This window comes from Pseudomonas sp. MH9.3, assembly GCF_034354675.1.
Lineage (GTDB): Bacteria > Pseudomonadota > Gammaproteobacteria > Pseudomonadales > Pseudomonadaceae > Aquipseudomonas.
The window spans coordinates 3,383,826-3,407,263 of the sequence record NZ_CP133785.1 but is presented as its reverse complement, the minus strand read 5'-3'; the positions used below and the strand labels follow the sequence as shown (position 1 = coordinate 3,407,263).

Annotated in this window: 21 protein-coding genes and 1 pseudogene; 14 read left to right on the top strand and 8 right to left on the bottom strand. The window is 61.2% G+C overall.

Annotated features, from left to right (window positions below; genetic code table 11):
- Nucleotides 1-39: 39 nt before the first annotated feature.
- From RHM60_RS15095 to gcvH, 3 genes are all read left to right on the top strand, one after another.
- Nucleotides 40-1,656 (top strand): iron ABC transporter permease, encoded by a 1,617-nt coding sequence (locus RHM60_RS15095; protein ID WP_322212144.1) that lies wholly within the window; start codon nucleotides 40-42, stop codon nucleotides 1,654-1,656.
- Nucleotides 1,657-1,813: 157 nt separating this feature from the next.
- Nucleotides 1,814-2,896 carry a glycine cleavage system aminomethyltransferase GcvT gene (gene gcvT / locus RHM60_RS15090; RefSeq protein ID WP_209986178.1) on the top strand — a complete coding sequence of 361 codons (1,083 nt, stop codon included), beginning with the start codon at nucleotides 1,814-1,816 and terminating at the stop codon, nucleotides 2,894-2,896.
- A 53-nt stretch (nucleotides 2,897-2,949) separates the two neighbouring features.
- Complete coding sequence (gene gcvH, locus RHM60_RS15085; protein WP_209986175.1) at nucleotides 2,950-3,333, top strand: glycine cleavage system protein GcvH; 384 nt, start codon at nucleotides 2,950-2,952, stop codon at nucleotides 3,331-3,333.
- Nucleotides 3,334-3,473: 140 nt separating this feature from the next.
- On the opposite strand, the gene RHM60_RS15080 is transcribed toward gcvH, so the two are convergent.
- From RHM60_RS15080 to RHM60_RS15055, 6 genes and pseudogenes are all read right to left on the bottom strand, one after another.
- On the bottom strand, nucleotides 3,474-4,616 hold the full coding sequence (locus RHM60_RS15080) for a DegT/DnrJ/EryC1/StrS aminotransferase family protein (protein WP_322212143.1): 1,143 nt from the start codon (nucleotides 4,614-4,616) through the stop codon (nucleotides 3,474-3,476).
- Nucleotides 4,617-4,777: 161 nt separating this feature from the next.
- Nucleotides 4,778-5,092: a DUF2388 domain-containing protein gene (locus RHM60_RS15075; RefSeq protein WP_003234790.1), complete on the bottom strand. Its 315-nt coding sequence runs from the start codon at nucleotides 5,090-5,092 to the stop codon at nucleotides 4,778-4,780.
- Nucleotides 5,093-5,158: 66 nt separating this feature from the next.
- Entirely contained in the window at nucleotides 5,159-5,605 is a 447-nt protein-coding gene (locus RHM60_RS15070) for an NfeD family protein (protein ID WP_231422771.1), read from the bottom strand.
- Nucleotides 5,606-5,615: 10 nt separating this feature from the next.
- Entirely contained in the window at nucleotides 5,616-6,536 is a 921-nt protein-coding gene (locus tag RHM60_RS15065; RefSeq protein ID WP_057006438.1) for an SPFH domain-containing protein, read from the bottom strand.
- A 76-nt stretch (nucleotides 6,537-6,612) separates the two neighbouring features.
- Nucleotides 6,613-8,288: pseudogene (locus RHM60_RS15060) on the bottom strand (GspE/PulE family protein).
- Nucleotides 8,289-8,604: 316 nt separating this feature from the next.
- Nucleotides 8,605-9,972 (bottom strand): inorganic triphosphatase, encoded by a 1,368-nt coding sequence (locus RHM60_RS15055; protein WP_209986162.1) that lies wholly within the window; start codon nucleotides 9,970-9,972, stop codon nucleotides 8,605-8,607.
- A 158-nt stretch (nucleotides 9,973-10,130) separates the two neighbouring features.
- On the opposite strand from RHM60_RS15055, the gene argE reads away from it, so the two are divergent.
- The 10 genes from argE to RHM60_RS15005 all read left to right on the top strand — a co-directional run bounded on the left by argE (nucleotide 10,131) and on the right by RHM60_RS15005 (nucleotide 20,543).
- The gene (gene argE / locus RHM60_RS15050; protein WP_231422769.1) at nucleotides 10,131-11,279 is read left to right on the top strand and encodes an acetylornithine deacetylase; all 1,149 of its coding nucleotides are present in this window, start codon (nucleotides 10,131-10,133) and stop codon (nucleotides 11,277-11,279) included.
- A 135-nt stretch (nucleotides 11,280-11,414) separates the two neighbouring features.
- Nucleotides 11,415-12,713: an amino-acid N-acetyltransferase gene (gene argA / locus RHM60_RS15045; RefSeq protein WP_209986156.1), complete on the top strand. Its 1,299-nt coding sequence runs from the start codon at nucleotides 11,415-11,417 to the stop codon at nucleotides 12,711-12,713.
- A 605-nt stretch (nucleotides 12,714-13,318) separates the two neighbouring features.
- On the top strand, nucleotides 13,319-14,707 hold the full coding sequence (locus tag RHM60_RS15040; RefSeq protein ID WP_209986151.1) for an OprD family porin: 1,389 nt from the start codon (nucleotides 13,319-13,321) through the stop codon (nucleotides 14,705-14,707).
- Between the two features lie 269 nt (nucleotides 14,708-14,976).
- Nucleotides 14,977-15,615, top strand: a complete 639-nt coding sequence (locus RHM60_RS15035; protein ID WP_057006444.1) for a peroxiredoxin — start codon at nucleotides 14,977-14,979, stop codon at nucleotides 15,613-15,615.
- A gap of 258 nt (nucleotides 15,616-15,873) precedes the next feature.
- A complete protein-coding gene (gene ssuE / locus RHM60_RS15030) occupies nucleotides 15,874-16,467 on the top strand; it encodes an NADPH-dependent FMN reductase (protein WP_057006445.1) in 594 nt (197 codons plus the stop codon).
- 97 nt (nucleotides 16,468-16,564) lie between these two features.
- Nucleotides 16,565-17,533 (top strand): sulfonate ABC transporter substrate-binding protein, encoded by a 969-nt coding sequence (locus tag RHM60_RS15025; RefSeq protein WP_322212142.1) that lies wholly within the window; start codon nucleotides 16,565-16,567, stop codon nucleotides 17,531-17,533.
- A gap of 25 nt (nucleotides 17,534-17,558) precedes the next feature.
- Nucleotides 17,559-18,707 (top strand): FMNH2-dependent alkanesulfonate monooxygenase, encoded by a 1,149-nt coding sequence (gene ssuD, locus RHM60_RS15020; RefSeq protein WP_209986138.1) that lies wholly within the window; start codon nucleotides 17,559-17,561, stop codon nucleotides 18,705-18,707.
- Nucleotides 18,708-18,716: 9 nt separating this feature from the next.
- Nucleotides 18,717-19,505, top strand: a complete 789-nt coding sequence (gene ssuC, locus RHM60_RS15015) for an aliphatic sulfonate ABC transporter permease SsuC (protein WP_209986136.1) — start codon at nucleotides 18,717-18,719, stop codon at nucleotides 19,503-19,505.
- Nucleotides 19,502-20,308 (top strand): aliphatic sulfonates ABC transporter ATP-binding protein, encoded by an 807-nt coding sequence (gene ssuB, locus RHM60_RS15010; RefSeq protein ID WP_322212141.1) that lies wholly within the window; start codon nucleotides 19,502-19,504, stop codon nucleotides 20,306-20,308. The genes ssuC and ssuB overlap by 4 nt, the downstream gene beginning before the upstream one ends.
- A gap of 19 nt (nucleotides 20,309-20,327) precedes the next feature.
- Nucleotides 20,328-20,543: a TOBE domain-containing protein gene (locus RHM60_RS15005; protein ID WP_003176783.1), complete on the top strand. Its 216-nt coding sequence runs from the start codon at nucleotides 20,328-20,330 to the stop codon at nucleotides 20,541-20,543.
- A gap of 109 nt (nucleotides 20,544-20,652) precedes the next feature.
- Here RHM60_RS15005 and RHM60_RS15000 read toward each other — a convergent pair whose 3' ends face one another.
- Both RHM60_RS15000 and RHM60_RS14995 read right to left on the bottom strand, forming a co-directional pair.
- Nucleotides 20,653-21,282 (bottom strand): TetR/AcrR family transcriptional regulator, encoded by a 630-nt coding sequence (locus RHM60_RS15000; protein WP_209986129.1) that lies wholly within the window; start codon nucleotides 21,280-21,282, stop codon nucleotides 20,653-20,655.
- Nucleotides 21,283-21,502: 220 nt separating this feature from the next.
- Entirely contained in the window at nucleotides 21,503-22,879 is a 1,377-nt protein-coding gene (locus RHM60_RS14995) for a glutamine synthetase family protein (RefSeq protein WP_003234758.1), read from the bottom strand.
- A 278-nt stretch (nucleotides 22,880-23,157) separates the two neighbouring features.
- Here RHM60_RS14995 and RHM60_RS14990 point away from each other — a divergent pair, with 278 nt between their 5' ends.
- Nucleotides 23,158-23,397 (top strand): hypothetical protein, encoded by a 240-nt coding sequence (locus RHM60_RS14990; protein WP_231422767.1) that lies wholly within the window; start codon nucleotides 23,158-23,160, stop codon nucleotides 23,395-23,397.
- Nucleotides 23,398-23,438 lie beyond the last annotated feature (41 nt).

The window sequence follows — 23,438 nt, the reverse complement described above, 5'->3', positions numbered from 1 at the left end:
TGTTTTGCCTTTGGATCGTCATTCGCAGGAAGTTTGCTCTTGGCCCACCCCGCCCAACACCGCTGGTACCTGCCGGTGTTCACCGTCGCCGCCCTGGTGCTATTGCCACTGAGCGTGCTGTTGCTGTCTTGGCAAACTGTTGATGCACAAATCTGGGCCCACCTGTGGGATACCCAGATGCCACGCCTGCTGGGCAATACGCTCACGCTGGTGCTTGGCGTTGGCGTCGGTGTGACCTTGGTGGGCGTCAGCCTGGCCTGGTTGACCAGCCTCTGCGAGTTCCCCGGACGGCGCTGGCTCGACTGGGCGTTGATGCTGCCTTTTGCGATTCCGGCGTATGTACTGGCCTTTGTCTTTGTCGGCCTGCTGGATTTTGCAGGCCCGGTGCAGAGCCTGCTGCGCGAAGGGTTCGGCAGCGGCTTGCGCCTGCCGCGCGTGCGCTCCACCGGCGGCGTGATCATCGTGCTGGTGCTGGTGTTCTACCCTTACGTGTATCTGCTCGCGCGCAGCGCATTCCTGGCCCAGGGCAAAGGCCTGATGGAGGCGGCGCGGATACTCGGGCAATCGCCGTGGCAGGCGTTCTGGCGCGTCGCGTTGCCGATGGCCAGGCCGGCGATCGGTGCGGGCGTGGCGTTGGCGTTGATGGAGACCCTGGCGGATTTTGGCGCGGTCTCGGTGTTCAACTTCGACACGTTTACCACCGCGATCTACAAGACCTGGTACGGTTTTTTCAGCCTGTCCAGCGCGGCTCAACTGGCCAGCCTTTTGCTGCTGGTGGTGATGCTGGTGCTGTACGGCGAGCGGCGCGCGCGGGGCGCGAGCCGACCCGGCAATGATCGGCCACGGGGCAAGGCGCTGTATCACTTGCGCGGGGTCAAGGCGGCGGTGGCCACTGCCTGGTGTGGTCTGGTGTTCGCCTGTGCCTTTGTGATTCCGATGCTGCAGTTGGTGGTGTGGTTCTGGCAGCGTGGCCGCTTCGATCTGGATGAACGTTACACGGGGCTGATCGTGCACACCCTTTATCTGGGTGGTATCGCGGCGCTCATCACCGTCAGCGTGGCGCTGCTGCTGGCGTTCGCCAACCGTCTGGCGCCGACCCGGGCGATTCGCTCCGGCGTCAGCCTGGCCAACGTCGGTTACGCGTTGCCGGGGTCGGTGCTGGCGGTGTCGATCATGTTGGCGTTCAGCTATCTGGACCGCGTGCTGGTGGTGCCGCTGTCCGGCTGGCTGGGCGGTGCGGGCAAGCCGTTGCTGCTGGGCAGCCTGTTGGCGCTGGTGCTGGCGTATCTGGTGCGGTTCCTTGCGGTGGCCTACGGGCCGCTGGAAAACAGCCTGGCGCGCATCCGCCCGTCATTGCCTGAAGCGGGGCGCAGTCTGGGGGTCAGTGGGCCACGACTGTTTTGCAAAGTGTATCTGCCGCTGTTGCTGCCGGGCACCCTGAGCGCGGCGCTGCTGGTGTTCGTCGATGTGCTCAAGGAAATGCCCGCGACCCTGCTGATGCGCCCGTTTGGCTGGGACACGCTGGCGGTGCGGATCTTTGAAATGACCAGCGAAGGCGAGTGGGCAAGGGCGTCGCTGCCGGCTTTGACGCTGGTGTGTGTCGGCCTGTTGCCCGTCATCGGCCTGATTCGTCGCTCGGCCCGGCCAATCGGCTAGGTGCCAGTCCTACAGCTTGCGGCTACAATGCGCGGCATTCGGTGCGCGCCGTCTTTCGGATCGGGTCGCTGTGCGTGGCTGCAGGCCTTGTGATTAAAAGGTGTCCAGCGCATATGGCAAGCCTGCGCATCTTCGCCAAGCCCGGAAGGAGAAACCCATGGGACAGCGTACGCCTCTGTATGACCTGCATCTCGCCCTGGGCGCGAAAATGGTCGATTTTGGCGGTTGGGATATGCCTCTGCACTACGGCTCGCAAGTTGAGGAGCACCATCAGGTGCGACGCGACTGCGGGGTGTTCGATGTGTCCCACATGACCGTGGTCGATGTCACAGGCCTTCAGGCCAGGGAGTGGCTTCAGCGCCTGCTGGCCAATGACGTCGATCGTTTACATGGCTGCGGCCGTGCGCTTTACAGCGCCATGCTCAATGAGCAGGGCGGCGTGGTGGACGACATGATCGTCTATCGCACCCAGACCGGTTACCGGCTGGTGTTCAACGCTGCCACCCGTGACCAGGACCTGGCCTGGATGCAGGCGCAGCTTGGTGACTACCAGGTGCAACTGCATGAGCGCACGGAACTGGCGATGCTCGCCATTCAAGGCCCCCATGCCCGACAGAAAATCGCCGAGCTGGTGACCCAATCCCGCAGCACCCTGATCCACCAGCTCAAGCCCTTTGAAGGCCAGGCCGACGGCGACTGGTTTATCGCTCGCACCGGCTACACCGGCGAAGACGGCCTGGAAATTGTCCTGCCAGCCGAGCAGGCTCCGGGATTTTTCAACGACCTGGTCGGTGCCGGTATTTCCCCCATCGGCCTCGGCGCCCGCGATACCCTGCGCCTGGAAGCGGGCATGAACCTGTATGGTCAGGATATTCATCAGGACGTTTCGCCCCTGGCGGCCAATATGGCCTGGAGCATTGCCTGGGAGCCGGCGGAGCGCGACTTCATCGGGCGCGCGGCGCTGGAAGCCGAACTGGCGGCGGGTGTGCAGTTCAAGCTGGTGGGTTTGGTCCTGGAAGAACGCGGCGTTTTACGCGCTCATCAGGTGGTTCGTATCGCCAATGTTGGCGAAGGAGAGATCACCAGTGGTAGTTTCTCCCCTACGCTGAGCAAATCCATTGCCCTGGCGCGTGTACCGACGGCGACGGCCGACCGGGCCGAGGTGGAAATCCGCGGCAAGTGGTACCCGGTTCGGGTGGTCAAACCGACCTTCGTGCGCCATGGCAAGACACTGATCTAACTATTTCCGGCAGGCCATTTGGCCGCTGACATTCCTTCTAGAGGGCACAGAATATGAGCACTATCCCTGCCGAACTGCGTTTTGCCGAAAGTCACGAATGGGCCCGTCTGGAAGCCGACGGCACGGTGACCGTCGGGATTTCCGACCATGCCCAGGAAGCGCTGGGGGATGTGGTGTTTGTTGAGTTGGCCGAAGTGGGCGCCACGTTTGAAGCCGAAGGGCAGGCGGGGGTGGTTGAGTCGGTGAAGGCCGCCTCGGATATCTACGCGCCAGTGGCTGGCGAAGTGATCGCTGTGAACGAAGAGCTGAGTGGCAGCCCCGAGCTGCTGAACTCCGACCCTTACGGCGCGTGGATCTTCAAGCTCAAGCCAAGCAACCCGGCTGATCTGGATAAACTGCTGGACGCCGCCGGCTACAAGGCTGCTATCGGCGAGTAAACGCAAAGCGTTGAAACAGCACAAACCAGTGTGGGCGCTGGCTTGCCTGCGATGCAGATACCTTGGTGTATCAGTTACACCGCAGTGATGTCATCGCAGGCAAGCCAGCGCCCACATTGGGTTGAGGGGAGCCGGATTTTTCAGTTCGCGTTCAGTACCGCTTTGACCGCCGCTACCGCTCGTTCCACATCCGCCTTGGTCATTGCCGTAAACATCGGCAACGACACAATCAAACGGCCGACTTTTTCCGCCACCGGGAACATGCCTTCCTTGAAACCCTGTGCCCGATAAAGGCTCAGCAGGTGGATCGGTGGGTAGTGGTAACCGATGCCGACGCCATGGGCCTGCATCTGCTCCATGAACGTCGCGCGGGCGGGCAAGCCGTCCTGGCGTTCCGGCAGCACCAGTTGGAACAGGTGCCAGTTGCTGTTTTCGAAGTCCGCTGGCGGTAATTGCGCGCCGTATGCCTGTTCAAAATCACTGCCGAAGCACTGGAAGTAATGCCGCGCCAGATTTTGGCGGTGGGCGGTGATTTTTTCGATATGGGCGAACTGGCCCAGGCCGATGGCAGCGGCGATATCAGTCATGTTGAACTTGCCACCCAACACATCCACGTCCAGGCCGTCAAAGCCGGTGCGGGTAACACCCTGCAGGCGGTATTTTTCCGCCAGGCGTGCTTCCTCGGCGTTGTTCAATACCAGGCAACCGCCCTCGGACGAGGTGATGTTTTTATTCGCCTGGAAACTGAAGGAAACGAAGTCGCCGGTGGCGCCGATTCGCTCGCCATCCCAGCTGGAGCCCAGGGCCTGGGCGGCGTCTTCAATGATGCGCAGGTTGTACTTGTTGGCCAGTGCATAAAGCATTGGCATATCCAGCGGCAAACCGGCCAGGTATACCGGAATGATCGCCTTGGTACGCGGGGTAATGGCCGCTTCCACCTGCGTCAGATCGATATTGCGGGTGACCGGATCGATATCGGCAAACACCGGCGTTGCACCCACTTCCAGAATCACGTTGGCTGTAGCGACCCACGAGATTGGCGTGGTAATGACTTCATCGCCCGGCCCGATACCGGCGATGCGCAAGGCAATCTCCATGGTGCAGGTGCCCGAGTTGAACGTGCGTACCGGGCGCCCGCCGAAATATTCCGACAGCTGTGCTTCGAATGCCTGCACTTTCGGCCCGCTGGTGATCCAGCCGGAGCGCAGCACATCGCCGACCGCCGAGATAGTGGCTTCATCGATGGTGGGTTTGGAAAACGGCAGGAAGGGCTGTTGGCTCATGACGAGGAAGGCATCCGTTTCAGAGTGGCGACGAATAAAGGCTGTGAGTGCCCGGCATGGTTGCACGGTTCGACTGAATATAGCCTGTCGCCGGTGAACGAATTGTCAGCTGGCAGGCAAAAAAATGCCGCTTGAAAAAGCGGCATCCTTTAGAGCAGGTATCACTCGGTAACGGCATTCTTCGCGAGAATGGCGTTGGCCAGTTGCATGTCCGTGGCCTGCAGGCCAGGGTTGTCGGCGCGGACCTTCTGCATGGCGGCTTCCAGGTAAGGGCCGCGGATGCCGCCGTCGCTGGCAACGAAGCTGCCTGCGTCGTCTTGAGCGGCAACCACCATCTTGTGGTCCTTGAAGGTCAGGTACGTGGAGCCGGTCGTGGCACCCGACGAGATGACATTGCGCCAGAAGCTGTCGGCCATGGCTGAACCGACTGGGAGGGATAGCACAGCGAGGGTTGCGACAGCATATTTAAGACGCATGGTAGGTGACTCCGGTGGTTGTCTGTTGGGTTTGATTGTAATCAGACCAATCGAGTTCAATCATGACTAAACAGTTTCGACTTTCAATACCACGCCGTCCTGGCCGATCACCCGCACTTGAGCGCCTGCAGGCGTATCTGGGCCGGTCACCATCCATACACCGTCGCCGACTTTCACCTTGCCCCGGCCATCCACAATGGCTTGATGCACAACAAAGGTGCGGCCGATCAGCTCCGAGCCCCGCTCGTTCAGACCCGGCTGATCGCTCGCCTTGGCGCTGCTGCGCTGACGCTTCCACCAGTACACCGCCGTCAGAATCGACAGCAGGGCGAACAGCAGCAGTTGCCATTCCAGCCCCAGCGATGGCACCACGAACTTGATTACGCCCACCGCAGCGGCCGCGATGCCCATCCACAGCAGATACCCGCCGGCCCCGAACACCTCGAGAATCAACAACACGGTACCCAGTGCCAACCAGTCCCAGAACGACAGATGCTGAAGGAATTCCCACATGGCGATGGTCTCAGCCTTTCTTGTTGTCGAACGTTGCCTTGACGATCTCGCCGATACCACCGATGGCGCCGATCACCTGGCTGGCTTCCAGCGGCATGAGGATCACCTTGCTGTTGTTGGCCGACGCCAGCTTGCCCAGGGCGTCGATGTACTTTTGCGCGACAAAATAGTTGACCGCCTGCACGTTGCCCGACGCGATTGCTTCCGACACCACTTGCGTGGCGCGGGCTTCCGCTTCGGCCTGACGCTCACGGGCTTCAGACTCCAGGAATGCGGCCTGTCGGCTACCCTCGGCCTCGAGGATCTGCGCCTGCTTCTTGCCCTCGGCGGTCAGGATCGCCGAAGCGCGCAGGCCTTCGGCTTCGAGAATCTGCGCACGCTTGATTCGCTCGGCCTTCATCTGCCCGGACATGGCAGCCATCAGGTCTGCCGGCGGGCTGATGTCCTTGATTTCGATACGCGTGATCTTGATGCCCCACGGCGCCGTGGCTTCGTCGACGGTGCGCAGTAGCTTTTCGTTGATGCCGTCACGCTGGCTGAGCATGGCGTCCAGTTCCATGGAACCGAGCACGGTACGGATATTGGTTTGCAGCAGGTTGCGGATGGCGTGTTCGAGGTTGTTGACCTCGTAGGCCGCCTGGGCGGTGTTTACCACCTGGAAGAAGCACACGGCGTCGATCTGCACAGTGGCGTTGTCGGCGGTGATCACTTCCTGGGGCGGGATATCCAGCACGCTTTCCATCACGTTGATCTTGCGACCGATGCGGTCCATGACCGGAATGATGATATTGAGGCCAGGCTTGAGGGTGTTGGTGTAGCGGCCAAAACGCTCGACCGTCCACTGGTAGCCCTGGGGCACCACCTTGAAGCCCATGAAAAGAATGGCGATGGCCAAACCCACGAAAAGAAGCAGTACGGTTCCGATCTGCATTGCGATTCCCTATCTGATGGTGTCGGTAAAACGACGTTCGGCCGATTGTAACGGGGTTGTCGCCGATAAGACGGTTTCATTGTCCGACAATCAAAGGATTATTTCTGAATCTCCAGGGGTGACCCGCAGCACTTCGGCCAGGGTGGTCAGCCCGGCCTGTACCTTCAGCAACCCGGCCATCCGCAGGCTGTGCATGTCTTGCCGCAACGCCGCCTTGCGCAATGCCTGCACATCGGTGCCGGGCGTGATCAGTGTCGTGAGCGCCTCATCCATCACCATGATTTCGTAGACGCCGGCCCTGCCTCGGTAACCGCTGTCACGGCACTCTGCGCACCCCACGGCCTCGCAGCTATCGCCCGCAACGCGCTTGCAGGCGGGGCACAGCAGGCGTACCAGACGCTGGGCCATGACCCCCAGCAAGGTGGCTTTGATCAAATAATGAGCAATCCCCAGCTCCTGCAAGCGGCTGATGGCGCTGGGCGCATCGTTGGTGTGCAGGGTCGACAGCACGAGGTGCCCGGTAAGCGCGGCCTGGATCGCCATTTCGGCGGTTTCCTGGTCGCGTATCTCGCCGATCATGATGATGTCCGGGTCCTGGCGCAGCAGGGCGCGAATGCCGCTGGCGAAGGTCAGGTCGATATTGTGCTGCACCTGCATCTGGTTGAACGCCGGCTCGACCATTTCGACCGGGTCCTCCACCGTGCACAGGTTGACCTCGCGGGTCGCCAGTCGCTTGAGCGTGGTGTAGAGGGTGCTGGTCTTGCCGGAACCGGTCGGTCCGGTGACCAGGATGATGCCATGGGCCTTGCTGGTCATGGCGTGCCAGCGCTGCTGGTCTTCGGGCGACAGGCCGAGCTGGTCGAAGTCCTTGAGCAGCACCTGGGGGTCGAAAATCCGCATCACCAGTTTCTCGCCAAAGGCCGTGGGCAAGGTCGACAGACGCAACTCCACCTCGGCGCCCGCAGGGCTTCTGGTCTTGAGGCGGCCGTCCTGGGGTTTGCGTTTTTCCGCCACGTTCATCCGGCCCAGGCTTTTCAGGCGGCTGACCACTGCCATCGTGACCTGGGGCGGGAATTGATAGACATCATGCAGCAGCCCATCGATGCGAAAGCGCACGCGGCCCTGGTCCAGGCAAGGTTCGATGTGGATATCGCTGGCACGCTGGCCGAAGGCGTACTGCAACAGCCAGTCGACGATCGTGACGATATGCGCGTCGTTGGCATCCGGCTCCTGATCGCTGCCGCCGAGGTTGAGCAGTTCGACATTGGCAGGCGCCGCGATTTTCTGATCCGCGCCGCGCACCGACTTCGCCACGCGGTAGAACTCGCCCATGCAGTGCTCGATTGCCTGGGGGTTGGCGACCACGCGCTTTATCGAGCGTTTGAGCACCTGCGCCAGGCCGGCTTCCCACTCGGTGACATAGGGCTGGGCACTGGCGACGGTGACGGTGTGTGCATCCACGGCCACAGCGAGGATCGCGTGACGTTGGGCGAATGCGTGGGACATCAGCGGCACCACCGTCGCCACGTCGATCTTCAGCGGGTCGATGCGCAGATAAGGTTGTCCGGCCTGCCGGGCGAGCCATTGCGTCAGCGCTTCCAGGTCGGCGCCCTGGGCCGCGATGAGTTCCAGCGGGTGCCGGTTGCCGGCGGGCGATGTCGACAGGCGCTGTGCGACGTCGGCTGCGACCAGCCCGGCCTCGACCAGAGGCGGCAGCAACGCGTGCAATTGCAAACGGTGATCAACAGACATGCAGATTTACCTGAGAAGCGCTGGACGTCTCCTCAGGCTAGTCAGGTGCTGTATTTTTGCCTCTCAGGGTGTATTGCAGGCTTTTACGCTGAACAACGCTAAGGCCGCCACATCCCCGTGGCGAGCGGGCTTGCCCTAATGCCGTTCAGTTAAGCGCAGATTCCCTGTGGCGAGCAGGCTTGTCCTGCGTTGGGCTGCGCAGCAGCCCCAAAGTCAGGCGCTGAGCCGTATCAGGTACACCGCGTTTTGCTCGATTGGGGGCGCTTCGCACCCCAACGCGGGGCGAGCCCGCTCGCCACAGGGCCGTGGTTTGGTATTACAGACGCAGCAACGTTTTCCACGCCCGGTTCTGATACACCGCAATCGCCTGATGCATCCGCGCGTCCAGCGACTCATCGGTGATCGGCTGGTTGGCCAGTTGCACCAGCTTGTTCAGCTCGCCGTACAGGCGGTCCAGCTCGGCAATATCCACCACCTGACGTGCGTGATGCAGCCAGGCCTGGATGCGCTCGATGCGCGGCAGTTGCTCGGCCAGGTCTTCGGGTTGCTGCTGGTAGCGCGGCAGTTGCAGGGCGACGGCATCGTCGGCCAGCAGGCGCGGCAGCCAGTTGGTGAGTTGCGCTGCGCCCTGGCGGTTGCCGCGCACAGTGCGCTCGGCGGTCCAGGTGCGGGCCAGCAGCCAGCGCGAGGTGTTCAATGAGAACAGGCCCCAGCGCACGTCTTCGAGCTCTTCGGCGAACTGCTCCGGCGCGGCTTTGCGAATGTCTTCGTCGTCGTCACCGGCCTGTACCAGCGGGCGCCAGTCTTCGAGCAGGGCATCGAGTGCGCTGCGCAGTTCGCTGGTGGACTGGCGCGGCGCCGCCTGACCGAGGCTGCCGATCAGGGCGCGCAGTTCGCCGAGGTGATCGACCCAGTCCTGCAACAGGCGCCAATGGCCGTTGAACCGGTATTGCTCGGCCAGGCGCTGGCTGCTGCCCAGCAGGTGCCACATGATCGCGGCGAAGGCGTCGTCCAGCGGCATTTCGGCGTGGATCTGCGGCGCCGGCAGGCTCAGGGAGTAGCTGCCGGCGTCGTAAAGGCGGTAGCCGCGCTCGGCCTTGCTGATGTCACACGGCATCAGCGCCAGCGTGGCGGCCAGCTCGGCGGCGAGTTCCAGCAGGGCCGCCGGTTCGCCTTCGCGCAGCTCCAGTTCCAGCTCGCAGATTTCTTCTTTCTGCTTGCCGACCACCACGTGGCCCAGGTCCAGGGCGGCTTCGATCACCACCTTGGCTTTGCCACGGCCCCAGGCGATTTCGGCGCGCTCGCGCACAAAATCGGTAGTGAAGATCGGCTTGAGGGTCTTTTTGTCCAGCTCGGCCAGTTGCTCGGGCCAGCATTCGCCGTCGAGTTTCTTCACGTCGAGCTTGGCTTTGGGCAGGTTCCAGTTGTACTCGTTGCGTTCCGACAGGCCGGCGATGCTTTGGCCACGGGTCTTGAGGGTCTGGATAATCTCGTCACCGTCCTTGCGCAGGCGCAGGGCAACCTTGGCCTGGGCCAGGTCGCGCTCGGGGGTGTCGAAATACTGGTTCATCAACTCACGGCGTTCCCAGCCACTTTTGTTGCGTTTTTTCAGTAGCGGGTGCTCACGCAGCGCAGCGAGGGTTTCGCGGCTGACGCGGAGCTTGATTTCGGTTTCTTTCTGCATGGCCGGAAAATCCAGGATCGGGAGCGCAGCCGGGGAAAAGAGTGGCTGCCAAGGCCGTGCAGTGTACAGGACTGAGCCCGGCAACGCGCCGCAACGGTTTATTGTGTCGTGCAGATGGCTCTATAGTGGGCCCCATCCGTGAAGTCGAGAGGCCGCGCATGCCGTTACCTACCCTGAAAGAGCAATTCGCCGCGCTGATTGCCGCGCCATCGGTCAGTTGCACGCAGGCGTCTCTGGACCAGACCAACCGTCCGGTGATCGATCTGCTCGCCAGTTGGCTGGGCGATCTGGGCTTTGCCATCGACATCCAGCAGGTCAGCCCCGGCAAGTTCAACCTGCTGGCCACCTTCGGCAGCGGTCCCGGCGGGCTGGTGCTGGCCGGGCACAGCGACACGGTGCCGTATGATGACGCCTTGTGGCAGACCGATCCGCTCAAGCTGACGGAAGTTGACGGCCGCTGGGTAGGATTGGGCAGCTGCGACATGAAGGGTTTTTTCGCCCTGGCCATCGAAGCGGTGTTGCCGCTGCTCGACCAGCCGTTCAAACAGCCGTTGCTGATTCTCGCCACCTGCGATGAAGAGAGCTCCATGTCCGGCGCCCGGGCGTTGGCCGAAGCGGGCCGTCCGCTGGGCCGCGCAGCGGTGATCGGCGAGCCCACTGGCCTGAGGCCGATCCGCCTGCACAAGGGCGTGATGATGGAGCGCATCGACATCCTCGGCCGCAGCGGCCATTCGTCGGACCCGAGCCTGGGGCACAGCGCCCTTGAAGCCATGCACGATGCCATCGGCGAACTGCGCGGCCTGCGCCTGGCCTGGCAGCGCGAATACCGCAACCCGCAATTCAGCGTGCCGCAGCCCACCCTGAACCTGGGCTGCATCCACGGCGGCGACAACCCCAACCGCATTTGCGGCCAGTGTTCCCTGGAGTTCGACCTGCGGCCATTGCCGGGCATGGACCCTGAAGTGCTGCGTGCCGCTATCCGGCAGAAACTCGCACCTCTGGCCGAGCGCCATCACGTCCAAATCGACTACGCGCCGCTGTTTCCCGAAGTGCCACCGTTCGAACAGCCCGAAGACGCCGAACTGGTGCGGGTTGCGGAGCGTTTGACCGGCCATCGTGCCGAAGCAGTGGCGTTTGGCACCGAAGCGCCTTATCTTCAGCGCCTTGGTTGCGAAACCCTGGTGCTCGGCCCTGGTGATATCGCCTGTGCGCACCAGCCGGGCGAGTACCTCGAAATGTCACGCTTGACGCCTACAGTGCAGTTATTGCGCGAACTGATCGAACATTACTGCCTCAAACCTGCATAAATTAACCCCTGCCTGTACGTCCATAGAAGGAGAGTGAGCGTGTCGCCAAGCCTGTTCCGACGATAACCATCAGCCCGCCGTGCGCTTTCACGATCCTTCCTTTTTCGGCTGCTTTTTATTACAGGCCCAGGTGTTATGCCCGAATACGTCAATTGGCTTCGTCACGCTTCCCCTTACATCAACGCCCACCGCGATTGCACCTTTGTGGTCATGTTGCCTGGCGACGGTGTGGACCACCCCAACTTCGGCAATATCGTCCACGACCTGGTGCTGCTGCACAGCCTGGGTGTGCGGCTGGTGCTGGTGCATGGCTCGCGTCCGCAAATTGAAACCCGCCTTGAGGCGCGTGGCCTTACGTCGGCTTATCACGAAGGCATGCGCATCACCGATGCTGCCACCCTGGAATGTGTGATCGATGCGGTCGGGCACTTGCGCATCGCCATCGAGGCGCGCCTGTCCATGGACATGGCCTCATCGCCCATGCAGGGTTCACGCCTGCGCGTGGCCAGTGGCAATCTGGTCACCGCGCGGCCCATCGGCGTGCTCGACGGCGTGGACTATCACCACACCGGCGAAGTACGCCGGGTCGACCGCAAGGGCATCAATCGCCTGCTCGACGAACGCTCCATCGTGCTGCTGTCGCCGCTGGGGTACTCGCCCACCGGCGAGATCTTCAACCTGGCCTGTGAAGATGTGGCCACCCGCGCCGCCATCGACCTGGCTGCCGACAAATTGCTGCTGTTTGGCGCCGACCTTGGTCTGATCGACGAAAATGGTCGCCTGGTGCGTGAGTTGCGTCCACAGCAAGTGCCGGCGCACCTGCAGCGGTTGGGCAGCAATTATCAGGCTGAACTGCTCGACGCTGCCGCCCAGGCTTGCCGCGGCGGCGTGGGGCGCAGCCATATCGTCAGCTACGCCGAGAACGGCGCTTTGCTCACCGAGCTGTTTACCCGCGACGGCGGCGGCACGCTGGTGGCCCAGGAGCAATTCGAACTGGTACGCGAGGCGGCAATTGAAGACGTCGGCGGTTTGCTTGACCTGATCAGCCCGCTGGAAGAGCAGGGCATTCTGGTACGCCGTTCGCGGGAAGTGCTGGAGCGCGAGATCGAGCAGTTCAGCGTGGTGGAACGCGAAGGCATGATCATCGCCTGCGCCGCGCTGTACCAGATCGCCGATTCCGACGCCGGTGAGCTGGCCTGTCTGGCGGTGAACCCGGAATACCGCCATGGCGCGCGCGGTGATGTGTTGCTCGAGCGTATCGAGGGCCGTGCCAGGGCCCAGGGCTTGAAGACCTTGTTCGTGCTTACGACGCGCACCGCGCACTGGTTCCGCGAGCGCGGCTTTGAACCCAGCAGCGTAGACCGCCTGCCTTCGGCGCGGGCGTCGCTGTACAACTATCAGCGCAATTCCAAGATCTTCGAAAAGGCGCTGTAAAGACAGCACACATCAAAAATGTGGGAGGTGGCTTGCTCCCGATGGCCTTAGCTCAGTCACTGATGTGTTGACTGATCGAATGCCGTCGGGAGCAAGCCCCCACATTTGTTTCAATACTTCAGAACCGTGAAAGCGCGCCGATACAACAATTGCCAGCGATCAAATCGGCCGCTTGGACAACCAAAGAAATTATTAGTGACACAAAAACTGTAACAAATTGACGCCAGGATAGCGCTTAGCCATGATGGCGCCGCCTTTCTGGTCGTGAATGACGTCTGCAGTGTCCTAAACGATCTAAAAAAGCTCTGAATAATACCCTTTAGGAATTAGGTTGCGCGGCAACTCGTCTACTCTGACCGGTTCGCTGCCCTGCAAAGTCTTATTCCTGAATCGTATGAAAAAGGATGAAATAATTCTTTTTGGGTGTATGAGAAACTCATTACCCTGCACGGACCAAATCAACTGTGATTAGACGAAGGTAGTAGACACACAAGGTTACGATTGACTTGTCAGTCACTAACCGGTGCTAATCGCGCATCTGTGGATCGAGGGCGTCAGACCCGCGACCAAAGAAACACAAAAATTAGAAACGAGAGGAGCGGTACATGAAGAAGTCCACCTTGGCTGTGGCTGTAGCTTTGGGCGCAATCGCCCAGCAAGCAGGCGCTGCCGGTTTCATCGATGACAGTAAAGTAACGCTGGGTGTGCGTAACTTTTACATCAACACCGACAACCGCGACGCGGCTGCCGGCAGTGCTGCCAACAAGGCCGCTGGTGTACAGAGCAAGCAGGAAGAATGGGGCCAGGGCTTCGATCTGCGCTTCATCTCCGGCTACACCCAAGGCACCGTAGGCTTCGGTCTTGATGCCATCGGCCTGCTGGGCATTCGCCTGGATTCGGGCGGCGGCACCAACGGCGCGAGCCCGGCGACCGCTACCAGCCCTGGTTCGTACGGCGGCACCGTGTTCCCGAGCAAGTCCAATGGCGAAGCCGTTGATAACTACTCGAGCCTGGGCCTGACTGCCAAAGCCAAGATCTCGCAGACCGAACTGAAGCTGGGTACGCTGCAACCCAAGCTGCCGGTTATCGTGACCAACGACGGTCGTCTGCTGCCGCAGACCTTCCAGGGTGGCCAGATCACCACCAATGACATCAAGGACCTGACGCTGGTTGCCGGTCAGATCGAAAAGGCCAAGGGTCGTAACTCCAGCAACGTCGACAACCTGTCGATCGCTGGTGCCAACACCCGTGGCGTGAACTGGCGTGACAGCAACAAGTTCTACTACGCCGGTGGTGACTACAAGATCACCAAAGACCTGACTGCCCAGTACTACTACGGCAACCTGGAAGATTTCTACAAGCAGCACTTCCTGGGTCTGACCCACAACTGGGCAATCGGCCCGGGCGTATTGAAGTCTGACCTGCGTTACTTCCACAGCTCCGATGACGGCAAGAACGGCAGCGAAGCGGCCTACTTCTCGTCGGGCAACTACAGCGGCGTGAACTCCGGTCGTGGCAAGGTTGACAACAACCTGTACAGCGGCCTGTTCCTGTACACCATTGCCGGCCACACCTTCGGTGGTGGTTATCAGGTCAGCAACGGTAACAGCGACTTCCCTTGGTTGAACCAGGGCGACGGTTCGTCGGCTTACCTGACCACTGACATGCAGATCGCCAAGTTCGCCCGTGCTGGCGAACGTACCTGGCAGGCTCGCTACGCGTATGACTTCGCCAAGGTTGGCGTGCCTGGCCTGACCGCCGGTATCGTCTACCTCAAAGGTACCGACATCGACACCGTCAACGGCAGCCGTGCCGAGTTCACCGGTCAGTCCGAGTGGGAACGTGACATCACCGTTGCCTACGTGATCCCGGAAGGCCCGCTGAAAAACCTCGGCGTCGCCTGGAAAAACGCTATGTGGCGCAACGATGTTGCCGCAGCGCGCGATCAGGACGAAAACCGTGTAATCGTCAGCTACAGCTACGCATTCAAGTAACAGCGTAAAGCCTTGCCCGGCGCAATGCCGGGCAAGGTGTGTTGCTTCAAGTCGGGCTCAACCCCCGCAAGCCCTTCCTGAATCCCTCTTTGCAGCGTCTCAAGGCCTTCTCGAACCTTGAAATCGATGTTGATCCCCGCGTGCCTCAGCGTCCAGTGAACAGATTTTTAATATTCTTTTATCGTCTGGATAAATCGTTATTTATTCTTTTTAAATAAATGCCGAAGCATGCACAGTGGGCGCCATAAGCACTCACCAGGAGCCATGCCATGAGCCTCAGACTGGGCGATATCGCCCCCGATTTCGAACAGGATTCCAGCGCCGGTAACATTCATTTCCATGAATGGCTGGGCGACAGCTGGGGTGTGTTGTTCTCGCACCCGGCCGACTTCACGCCAGTGTGCACCACTGAGCTGGGCTTCACCGCCAAGCTCAAGGACGAATTCGCCAAGCGCGGCGTCAAGGCCATTGCCCTGTCCGTAGACCCGGTGGACTCCCACCACAAGTGGATCGAAGACATCAACGAAACCCAGCACACCGTGGTCAACTTCCCGATCCTGGCCGACGCCGACCGCAAGGTCTCGGACCTCTACGACCTGATCCACCCGAACGCCAGCGATACCCTCACCGTGCGCTCGCTGTTCGTGATCGACCCGAACAAGAAAATCCGCCTGACCATTACTTATCCGGCCAGCACCGGCCGCAATTTCCATGAAATCCTGCGGGTCATCGACTCGTTGCAGCTGACCGACAACCACAAGGTCGCCACCCCGGCCAACTGGCAGGATGGTGATGAAGTGGTGATCGTGCCGTCGCTCAAGGATGAGGAAGAGATCCAGAAGCGCTTTCCCAAGGGCTACCGCGCCGTGAAACCGTACCTGCGCCTGACCCCGCAACCCAACCGCTGACACACAACCCAATGTGGGAGGGAGCAAGCCCCCTCCCACAGTTTTTGCCGCATTTCACAGCTCACAAAGCAGGGGTTTTTCAGGCCGTTTCGACGGCCTTTTTTTTCGCCTGGCTTTCCATGAATCGCATATGTATTTATGGAATAAACAAATGAAAAAATAAGATTTATAGATATATAAATCTGCTGCTAAGGTCTGTTCCATCTTGGCGCCATCGCCACACAGCGAACGCCGGCACTTGCCCAAAGGAATTCCTGCATGTTGGTCGTAACACTCGGAGGCAGTCCCAGTCAGCGTTCCCGCTCCGGGGTGCTGCTGGAAAAAACCCGTCAGTGGTTGCAAGACAAAGGCGTCGAAGTGGTGAGTTACCAGGTACGGGACTTCCCGGCCGAAGACTTGCTGCATGCGCGCTTCGACAGCCCCAAGGTGATCGACCTGTTGCAACAGGTGGCCAATGCCGACGGCCTGGTGATCGCCACGCCGGTGTACAAGGCCTCGTTCTCCGGCGCGCTGAAAACCGTGCTCGACCTGCTGCCCGAACGCGCCCTGGCGCACAAGGTAGTACTGCCGATGGCCACCGGCGGCAGCATCGCCCACATGCTGGCGGTGGACTACGCCTTGAAGCCGGTGCTGTCGGCGCTCAAGGCTCAGGAATTGCTGCACGGCATTTTCGCTGAGGACAGCCAGATCGCCTACGGCGAGGGCAGTGTCCAGGCGCAACTGGTGCCGGTGCTTGAGGCGCGACTGCGCGAAGCCGTTGAGCAGCTCTACAGCGCCATGGCCCGCCGCCCAAAACCGCTGGATCCGGACGTGTTGAATGAACGTTTGTTGAGTGCTCGCTGGAGCATTTAAGCCTCACCCCGACATCCGGTAACACTCACCTTACTCAGCCGCCAACGGCCAAGCAGGTGCAGCCAACCCCCTCATCGCACTATTTGGAGAGAGCGCCATGCGCACTGTCATCTTGCGTCGTGGTCTGGTCGCACTGTTTGCTGCGGCTGTGTCCTTCGGCGTCATTATTAACGCCCAGGCCGCCGAAACTTTGCGGATCGGCTATCAGAAATACGGCACCCTGGTGCTGCTCAAGGCCAAGGGCAGCCTGGAAAAACGCCTGGCTGCCCAAGGCGTGCAGGTGCAATGGACGGAATTTCCCGGCGGCCCGCAGTTGCTTGAAGGCCTGAATGTCGGCGCCATCGACTTCGGCGTTACCGGCGAAACCCCGCCAGTGTTCGCCCAGGCGGCCGGTGCCGATCTGCTCTACGTGGCCTACGAGCCGCCGGCGCCTACCAGCGAAGCGATCCTGGTGCCCAAGGATTCCACGATCAAGTCGGTGGCCGAGCTCAAGGGCAAAAAAGTCGTGCTCAACAAAGGCTCCAACGTGCACTACCTGCTGGTGCGTGCCCTGGAAGATGCCGGGCTCAAATACACCGACGTGCAGACCGTATTCCTGCCGCCCGCCGATGCCCGCGCGGCGTTCGAGCGGGGCAGTGTCGACGCCTGGGTCATCTGGGATCCGTACCAGGCCGCCGCCGAGAAACAGCTGCAGGCGCGCACCCTGCGTGACGGCACCGGCATCGCCGACAACCACCAGTTCTACCTCGCCACCAAACCCTACGCGCAACAGCACCCGGAGGTGATCAAGGCGCTGGTGGAAGAAGTGCGCGCAGTCGGCGAATGGTCCAAGGCCAACCCGCAGGAAGTCACCGCTCAGGTGGCGCCGCTGCTTGGCCTGCCGGCCGACATCACCCTGACCTCGGTGAAACGCCAGGGCTACGGTGCGCTGTTCCTGACCCCGGAAGTGGTCGCCGCCCAGCAGAAAATCGCCGACACCTTCTACCAGCTCAAATTGATTCCCAAGCCCTTGAGCATCAAGGACGTGATCTGGACACCGCCCGCCACCGTGGCCACAGCGCCGTAATTCGATTTCTTCAGGAGACAACTCCATGAGCCTCAATATTTTCTGGTTCCTGCCTACCCACGGCGACGGCCATTACCTTGGCACCGCCGAAGGCGCGCGTGCCGTCGACCACGGCTACCTGCAGCAAGTCGCCCAGGCTGCTGACCGCCTCGGGTTCGGCGGGGTGCTTATTCCCACCGGACGTTCCTGCGAAGACTCATGGCTGGTAGCCGCCTCGCTGATCCCGGTGACCCAGCGCTTGAAATTTCTCGTCGCTCTGCGCCCCGGCATCATTTCGCCGACGGTGGCCGCGCGTCAGGCCGCAACCCTGGATCGTCTGTCCGGCGGCCGTGCGTTGTTCAACCTGGTGACCGGTGGCGACCCGGAAGAGCTGGCCGGCGACGGCCTGTTCTTGAGCCACGCAGAGCGCTACCAGGCCTCGGTGGAGTTCACTCGCATCTGGCGCCGTGTGCTGGAAGGCGAAACCGTGGATTACGACGGCGAGCACATCAGCGTCAAAGGCGCCAAGCTGCTCTACCCGCCGATCCAGCAACCGCGCCCGCCGCTGTACTTCGGCGGGTCTTCCGAAGCCGCCCAGGACTTGGCCGCCGAACAGGTGGAGATGGTGCTGACCTGGGGCGAGCCGCCGGCCGCAGTGGCAGAAAAGATCGAGCAAGTTCGCGCCAAGGCCGCCAAGCACGGGCGCACCGTGCGCTTCGGCATTCGCCTGCATGTGATCGTGCGCGAAACCAACGAAGAGGCGTGGAAAGCCGCCGACAAACTGATCTCCCACCTGGACGACGCAACCATCGCCCGCGCCCAGGCCTCCCTGGCGCGCTTCGACTCGGTGGGTCAGCAGCGCATGGCCGCCTTGCACGGTGGCAGCCGCGACAACCTCGAAGTCAGCCCCAACCTGTGGGCCGGCGTCGGCCTGGTGCGTGGCGGTGCGGGCACTGCGCTGGTGGGCGATGGCCCGACGGTTGCGGCGCGGGTCAAGGAATACGCGGACCTGGGCATCGACACCTTTATCTTCTCCGGGTACCCGCACCTGGAAGAGTCGTATCGTGTGGCTGAGCTGCTGTTCCCGCACCTGGATATCGAACGGGCCGAGCAGCCGAAAAGCACCGGCTATGTCAGCCCGTTCGGCGAAATGGTCGCCAACGACATTCTTCCCAAAGCCGCGTCACAGAGCTGAGGGGACGCCATGAATGTTGAAAAATTGAGCCATCGCGTGGCGCCGTGGGTGCTGCCGATTCTGTTGCTGGCGGTGTGGCAGTTGTCGGTGTCGGCGGGCTGGTTGTCGACGCGCATTCTGCCGGCGCCCAGCGCAGTGATTGAGGCCGGGGTCAATCTGGTGCGCAGCGGCGAAATCTGGACGCACCTGGCCATCAGTGGCTGGCGGGCCGGCCTGGGCTTCGTGATAGGCGGCGGCATCGGCCTGGCGCTGGGCTTTATCACCGGTCTGTCGACCTGGGGCGAGCGTTTGCTGGACAGCTCGGTGCAGATGATCCGCAACGTGCCGCACCTGGCGCTGATTCCGTTGGTGATCCTGTGGTTCGGCATTGATGAGACGGCGAAGATTTTCCTGGTCGCCCTCGGCACGCTGTTCCCGATCTACCTCAACACCTATCACGGCATCCGCAACGTCGACCCGGCACTTGTGGAAATGTCGCGCAGCTATGGCTTGTCCGGTTTCAGCCTGTTCTGGCAGGTGATTCTGCCTGGCGCGTTGCCGTCGATCCTGGTGGGCGTGCGCTTTGCCCTGGGCTTCATGTGGTTGACGCTGATCGTGGCGGAAACCATCTCGGCCAGCTCCGGCATCGGCTACCTGGCGATGAACGCGCGGGAATTTCTACAAACCGACGTGGTGGTGCTGGCCATCGTGTTGTACGCGATCCTCGGCAAACTGGCCGACCTGGCCGCGCGTGGCCTGGAACGGGTCTGGTTGCGCTGGCACCCGGCCTATCAAGTGCATAAGGGAGGTGCGGCATGACTGCTCAACAACCTCCGCGCCTGCTCAAGGGCATCCCGCTCGCGGTGCGCAAATTGCGCAAGTCCTTTGGTGCGCGGGAAGTACTCAAAGAGATCGATCTGCATATCCCTGCCGGTCAGTTCGTCGCCGTGGTCGGTCGCAGTGGCTGCGGTAAAAGCACCTTGCTGCGCCTGCTGGCGGGCCTGGATAAAGCCAGCGGCGGCCAGTTGCTGGCCGGGTCTGCGCCGCTCGACGAGGCGATCGAAGACACGCGGCTGATGTTTCAGGAAGCGCGCCTGCTGCCGTGGAAAAAGATCATCGACAACGTGGGCCTGGGCCTCAAGGGCAACTGGCGCCCCCGGGCGTTGGACGCGCTGGAAGCGGTGGGCCTGGCCGAGCGTGCCGATGAATGGCCGGCGGCGTTGTCCGGCGGGCAGAAGCAACGGGTGGCGCTGGCCCGCGCGCTGATCCACCAACCGCGCCTGCTGCTGCTCGACGAGCCCCTGGGCGCACTGGATGCCCTGACCCGTATCGAAATGCAGCAACTGATCGAAAACCTCTGGCAAAAGCACGGCTTCACCGTGTTGCTGGTCACCCACGACGTCAGCGAAGCCGTGGCGATTGCCGACCGGGTGATCCTGATCGAAGACGGCGAAATCGGCCTGGACCTCACCGTCGACCTGCCGCGCCCGCGTGCCCGTGGTTCCTATCGTCTGGCCGCACTGGAAGCCGAAGTGCTCAACCGCGTGCTGTCCTTGCCCGGCGTGCCGCCGGAACCCGAACCTGTTTCACCGCTGCCGACGCAATTGCGTTGGGCTCAATAACCCACACAGGAAAAACACCATGACTATCAAAGCCATCAACGTGCGCAACCAGTTCAAGGGCACCATCAAGGAAATCGTGGTCGGCGACGTTTTGTCGGAGATCGACGTGCAGACCGCCTCGGGCATCGTCACGTCGGTGATCACCACGCGCTCGGTCAAAGAGCTGGAACTGGTGATCGGCAGTGAAGTGATCGCCTTTGTGAAATCCACTGAGGTGTCGATTGCCAAGTTGTGAGTGCTCTTGAGGCCGTCATCGGGGGCAAGCCTCCTCCCACATTTTGAATGTGTTCACAGGTCAACGTGTGGGAGGGGGCTTGCCCCCGATGAGGCGCGCCCAGCCACCCTTACCGCTTGGGCAAGTACGCCGGCAAGTAGAGCCCCACATACGCATCAAATACCCGCATCCCTTCCTCCGCCATGCGCGGCGTAATCCGCCCATGCTGATGCACCGAGCGCGCATACACGCGGTCGCTCAACTCCAGCGCCAATGCAAACACGTCCACATCGTTGGGTAGCGTCGGCACCTCGAAGTGGCGGTTGAACACGGCCAGCATCAAATCCCCCAACTCCAGATCATGCTGACGGTCGGCCTGGGTCACTTCAGTGAGCCCGTGCTGGGTGAGGATCAACTGGCGCGCGACAGCATCATGCGCGTAGATGCTAAGCATGCGCTGCTCGACGACAGCGGACAGGTCGCGCCATTGCTTGAGCGAGTCATGCTCGATGGGGGCCTCGATGGCCGCACGGAAGGCCGCGTGCACATCCGCCGTCAACGCTTGCAGCAACGCCGGCACACTGGCAAAAAAGTGGTACACCGACGCCGCCGGAATCTGCGCGCGCTTGGCCACACTGTAGATCGACAAACCGGCCACGCCTTCGGCGGCCAGCAACGCGCGGGCGGCATCCAGGATCGTGTCGATCCGCGCCTGGCTGCGGGCGCGGGGTTTGCGAGTGACGGTGGGGCGGGTGGACATGGAAGTCTCCTACAAGGCAGCAGGCATTGTATGAGTAGGAAGGTGTGTTGTCTGCCAGACCGCTATCGGGGGCAAGCCCCCTCCCACATGTTGAATGTGGTCACAGATCCAGTGTGGGAGGGGGCTTGCCCCCGATGAATCCACCTCGGTCTCCCCGAATAAACCCAAAAAAAACGCCACTGACCGAAGTCAGCAGCGTCTTTTCAACTACCGCAACCGCTTAAACGGTATGCAGGTACCAGTTGTACTCAAGGTCGGAGATGGAGTGTTCAAACTCTTCCAGCTCGCTTTCCTTGCAGGCGACGAAAATATCGATGTATTTGGGATCGATGTACCGCGCCATCACTTCACTGTCGTCCAGCTCGCGCAAGGCATCGCGCAGGTTGTTCGGCAGGCTTTGTTCGTTCTGCTCGTAGCTGTTGCCTTCCACCGGTGCATTCGGCTCGATCTTGTTGGTCAGACCGTGGTGCACGCCCGCCAGGACCGAAGCCATCAGCAGGTAAGGGTTGGCATCGGCACCGGCCACGCGGTGTTCGATACGCACGGCATCGGACGAGCCGGTGGGCACGCGAATCGCCACGGTGCGGTTGTCCAGGCCCCAGCACGGCGAGTTCGGCACGTAGAACTGTGCGCCGAAACGACGGTAGGAGTTGACGTTCGGGCACAGGAACGCCATCTGGGCGGGCAGGGTCTCGAGCACACCGCCGATCGCGTGACGCAATGCGGCGTTCTGCTCGGGATCCTCGCTGGCAAAGATGTTTTTGCCGTCTTTGTCCAGGATCGAAATGTGTACGTGCAAACCGTTGCCAGCCTGGCCCGGGTAGGGCTTGGCCATGAAGGTGGTGTCCATCTCATGGTCGTAGGCGATGTTCTTGATCAGTCGCTTGAGCAGTACCGCGTAGTCGCAGGCCTTGATCGGGTCGGCAACGTGGTGCAGGTTCACTTCGAACTGCGCCGGGGCACTTTCCTTGACGATGGCGTCGGCCGGGATGCCTTGCTCTTTGGCACCTTCCAGAATGTCCTGGAGGCAGTCGACGTACTCGTCGAGGTCGTCGATCAGGTAGACCTGTGTCGAGTGCGGACGTTTGCCGGAGATCGGCGAGCGGGGCGGTTGGGGGCGGCCGTTCACGTTCTCCTGGTCGATCAGGTAGAACTCAAGCTCGAAGGCGGCGCAGATGGTCAGGCCAAGATCGTCGAACTTGCTCACCACCTGGCGCAGCACTTCGCGAGGATCGGCGAAGAAAGGTTCACCTTCCAGTTCGTGCATGGTCATCAGCAATTGCGCGGTCGGGCGCTTTTGCCAGGGTTCATTGCACAGGGTGTCGGGGATCGGATAACAGATTCGGTCAGCATCACCGATGTCCAGACCCAGGCCGGTGCTTTCCACCGTCGAGCCGTTGATATCCAGGGCAAATAAAGAGGCAGGCAGGTTAATGCCCTTCTCGTAAACCTTGTGGAGACTGGTGCGTTCGATGCGCTTGCCGCGCACCACACCATTCATATCCGCAATTAGAAGGTCTACGTACAGAACCTCAGGATGATCCTTAAGGAACGCGTTCGCTTCGTTAAGCTGAACGGCACGCGGGGGTACCGACATGATGCAACACCTTTGTTGTTAAAAATATCAATCATTGATCTTTTCTGGTTTCAGTCAACCCGAACGGCATGCCGAAGTCAAGCGAGGCCTTTTTTGCCCTGAAAAAGCGCCGCGTGGCCTTTTTTGGGGCTTTTTGCGGCGCTTTTTTGGGTTTGCGCGGCTGGGGAGTCGCAGCCTAAAGCGGGCCGTGTTGTATTTTTTACGGGGGTGTTGTGTAAAAAAATGAACAAGGCTAAGCTCGATTCAAACCCATAACAGCAATAATACCGGGGTGCTTCATGTCTCGCCTTCCGCCAGTTGGCGTCTTGACCTGTATCAGACAAGTCCTGTCATCTCTCCATTTATGCCTCGCCAAGCACCGCGCACCGGCCAATATTCTTGACGCCCGGGTCTTCCTCTTTTTTGCCTCCTCGATTGCGATCACGCCGCAGATGACCGCCGCGCCGATCAAAATTACGCACAAGGTTGGCCTGAGGAATGCAACGTTGCAGCAAATGGCAGGTAAGCTCCTACCCTGAACGAAAAAACGACGCGGATGCTGCGTCAACCAACGCCTGGC

Bases quoted from the DNA above. Each gene is read 5' to 3' on its own strand.
- gcvT (WP_209986178.1), top strand. From the start codon at position 1,814: ATGGGACAGCGTACGCCTCTGTATGACCTGCATCTCGCCCTGGGCGCG.
- gcvH (WP_209986175.1), top strand. From the start codon at position 2,950: ATGAGCACTATCCCTGCCGAACTGCGTTTTGCCGAAAGTCACGAATGG.
- RHM60_RS15080 (WP_322212143.1), bottom strand. From the start codon at position 4,616: ATGAGCCAACAGCCCTTCCTGCCGTTTTCCAAACCCACCATCGATGAA.
- RHM60_RS15075 (WP_003234790.1), bottom strand. From the start codon at position 5,092: ATGCGTCTTAAATATGCTGTCGCAACCCTCGCTGTGCTATCCCTCCCA.
- RHM60_RS15070 (WP_231422771.1), bottom strand. From the start codon at position 5,605: ATGTGGGAATTCCTTCAGCATCTGTCGTTCTGGGACTGGTTGGCACTG.
- RHM60_RS15065 (WP_057006438.1), bottom strand. From the start codon at position 6,536: ATGCAGATCGGAACCGTACTGCTTCTTTTCGTGGGTTTGGCCATCGCC.
- RHM60_RS15055 (WP_209986162.1), bottom strand. From the start codon at position 9,972: ATGCAGAAAGAAACCGAAATCAAGCTCCGCGTCAGCCGCGAAACCCTC.
- argE (WP_231422769.1), top strand. From the start codon at position 10,131: ATGCCGTTACCTACCCTGAAAGAGCAATTCGCCGCGCTGATTGCCGCG.
- argA (WP_209986156.1), top strand. From the start codon at position 11,415: ATGCCCGAATACGTCAATTGGCTTCGTCACGCTTCCCCTTACATCAAC.
- RHM60_RS15040 (WP_209986151.1), top strand. From the start codon at position 13,319: ATGAAGAAGTCCACCTTGGCTGTGGCTGTAGCTTTGGGCGCAATCGCC.
- RHM60_RS15035 (WP_057006444.1), top strand. From the start codon at position 14,977: ATGAGCCTCAGACTGGGCGATATCGCCCCCGATTTCGAACAGGATTCC.
- ssuE (WP_057006445.1), top strand. From the start codon at position 15,874: ATGTTGGTCGTAACACTCGGAGGCAGTCCCAGTCAGCGTTCCCGCTCC.
- RHM60_RS15025 (WP_322212142.1), top strand. From the start codon at position 16,565: ATGCGCACTGTCATCTTGCGTCGTGGTCTGGTCGCACTGTTTGCTGCG.
- ssuD (WP_209986138.1), top strand. From the start codon at position 17,559: ATGAGCCTCAATATTTTCTGGTTCCTGCCTACCCACGGCGACGGCCAT.
- ssuC (WP_209986136.1), top strand. From the start codon at position 18,717: ATGAATGTTGAAAAATTGAGCCATCGCGTGGCGCCGTGGGTGCTGCCG.
- ssuB (WP_322212141.1), top strand. From the start codon at position 19,502: ATGACTGCTCAACAACCTCCGCGCCTGCTCAAGGGCATCCCGCTCGCG.
- RHM60_RS15005 (WP_003176783.1), top strand. From the start codon at position 20,328: ATGACTATCAAAGCCATCAACGTGCGCAACCAGTTCAAGGGCACCATC.
- RHM60_RS15000 (WP_209986129.1), bottom strand. From the start codon at position 21,282: ATGTCCACCCGCCCCACCGTCACTCGCAAACCCCGCGCCCGCAGCCAG.
- RHM60_RS14995 (WP_003234758.1), bottom strand. From the start codon at position 22,879: ATGTCGGTACCCCCGCGTGCCGTTCAGCTTAACGAAGCGAACGCGTTC.
- RHM60_RS14990 (WP_231422767.1), top strand. From the start codon at position 23,158: ATGTCTCGCCTTCCGCCAGTTGGCGTCTTGACCTGTATCAGACAAGTC.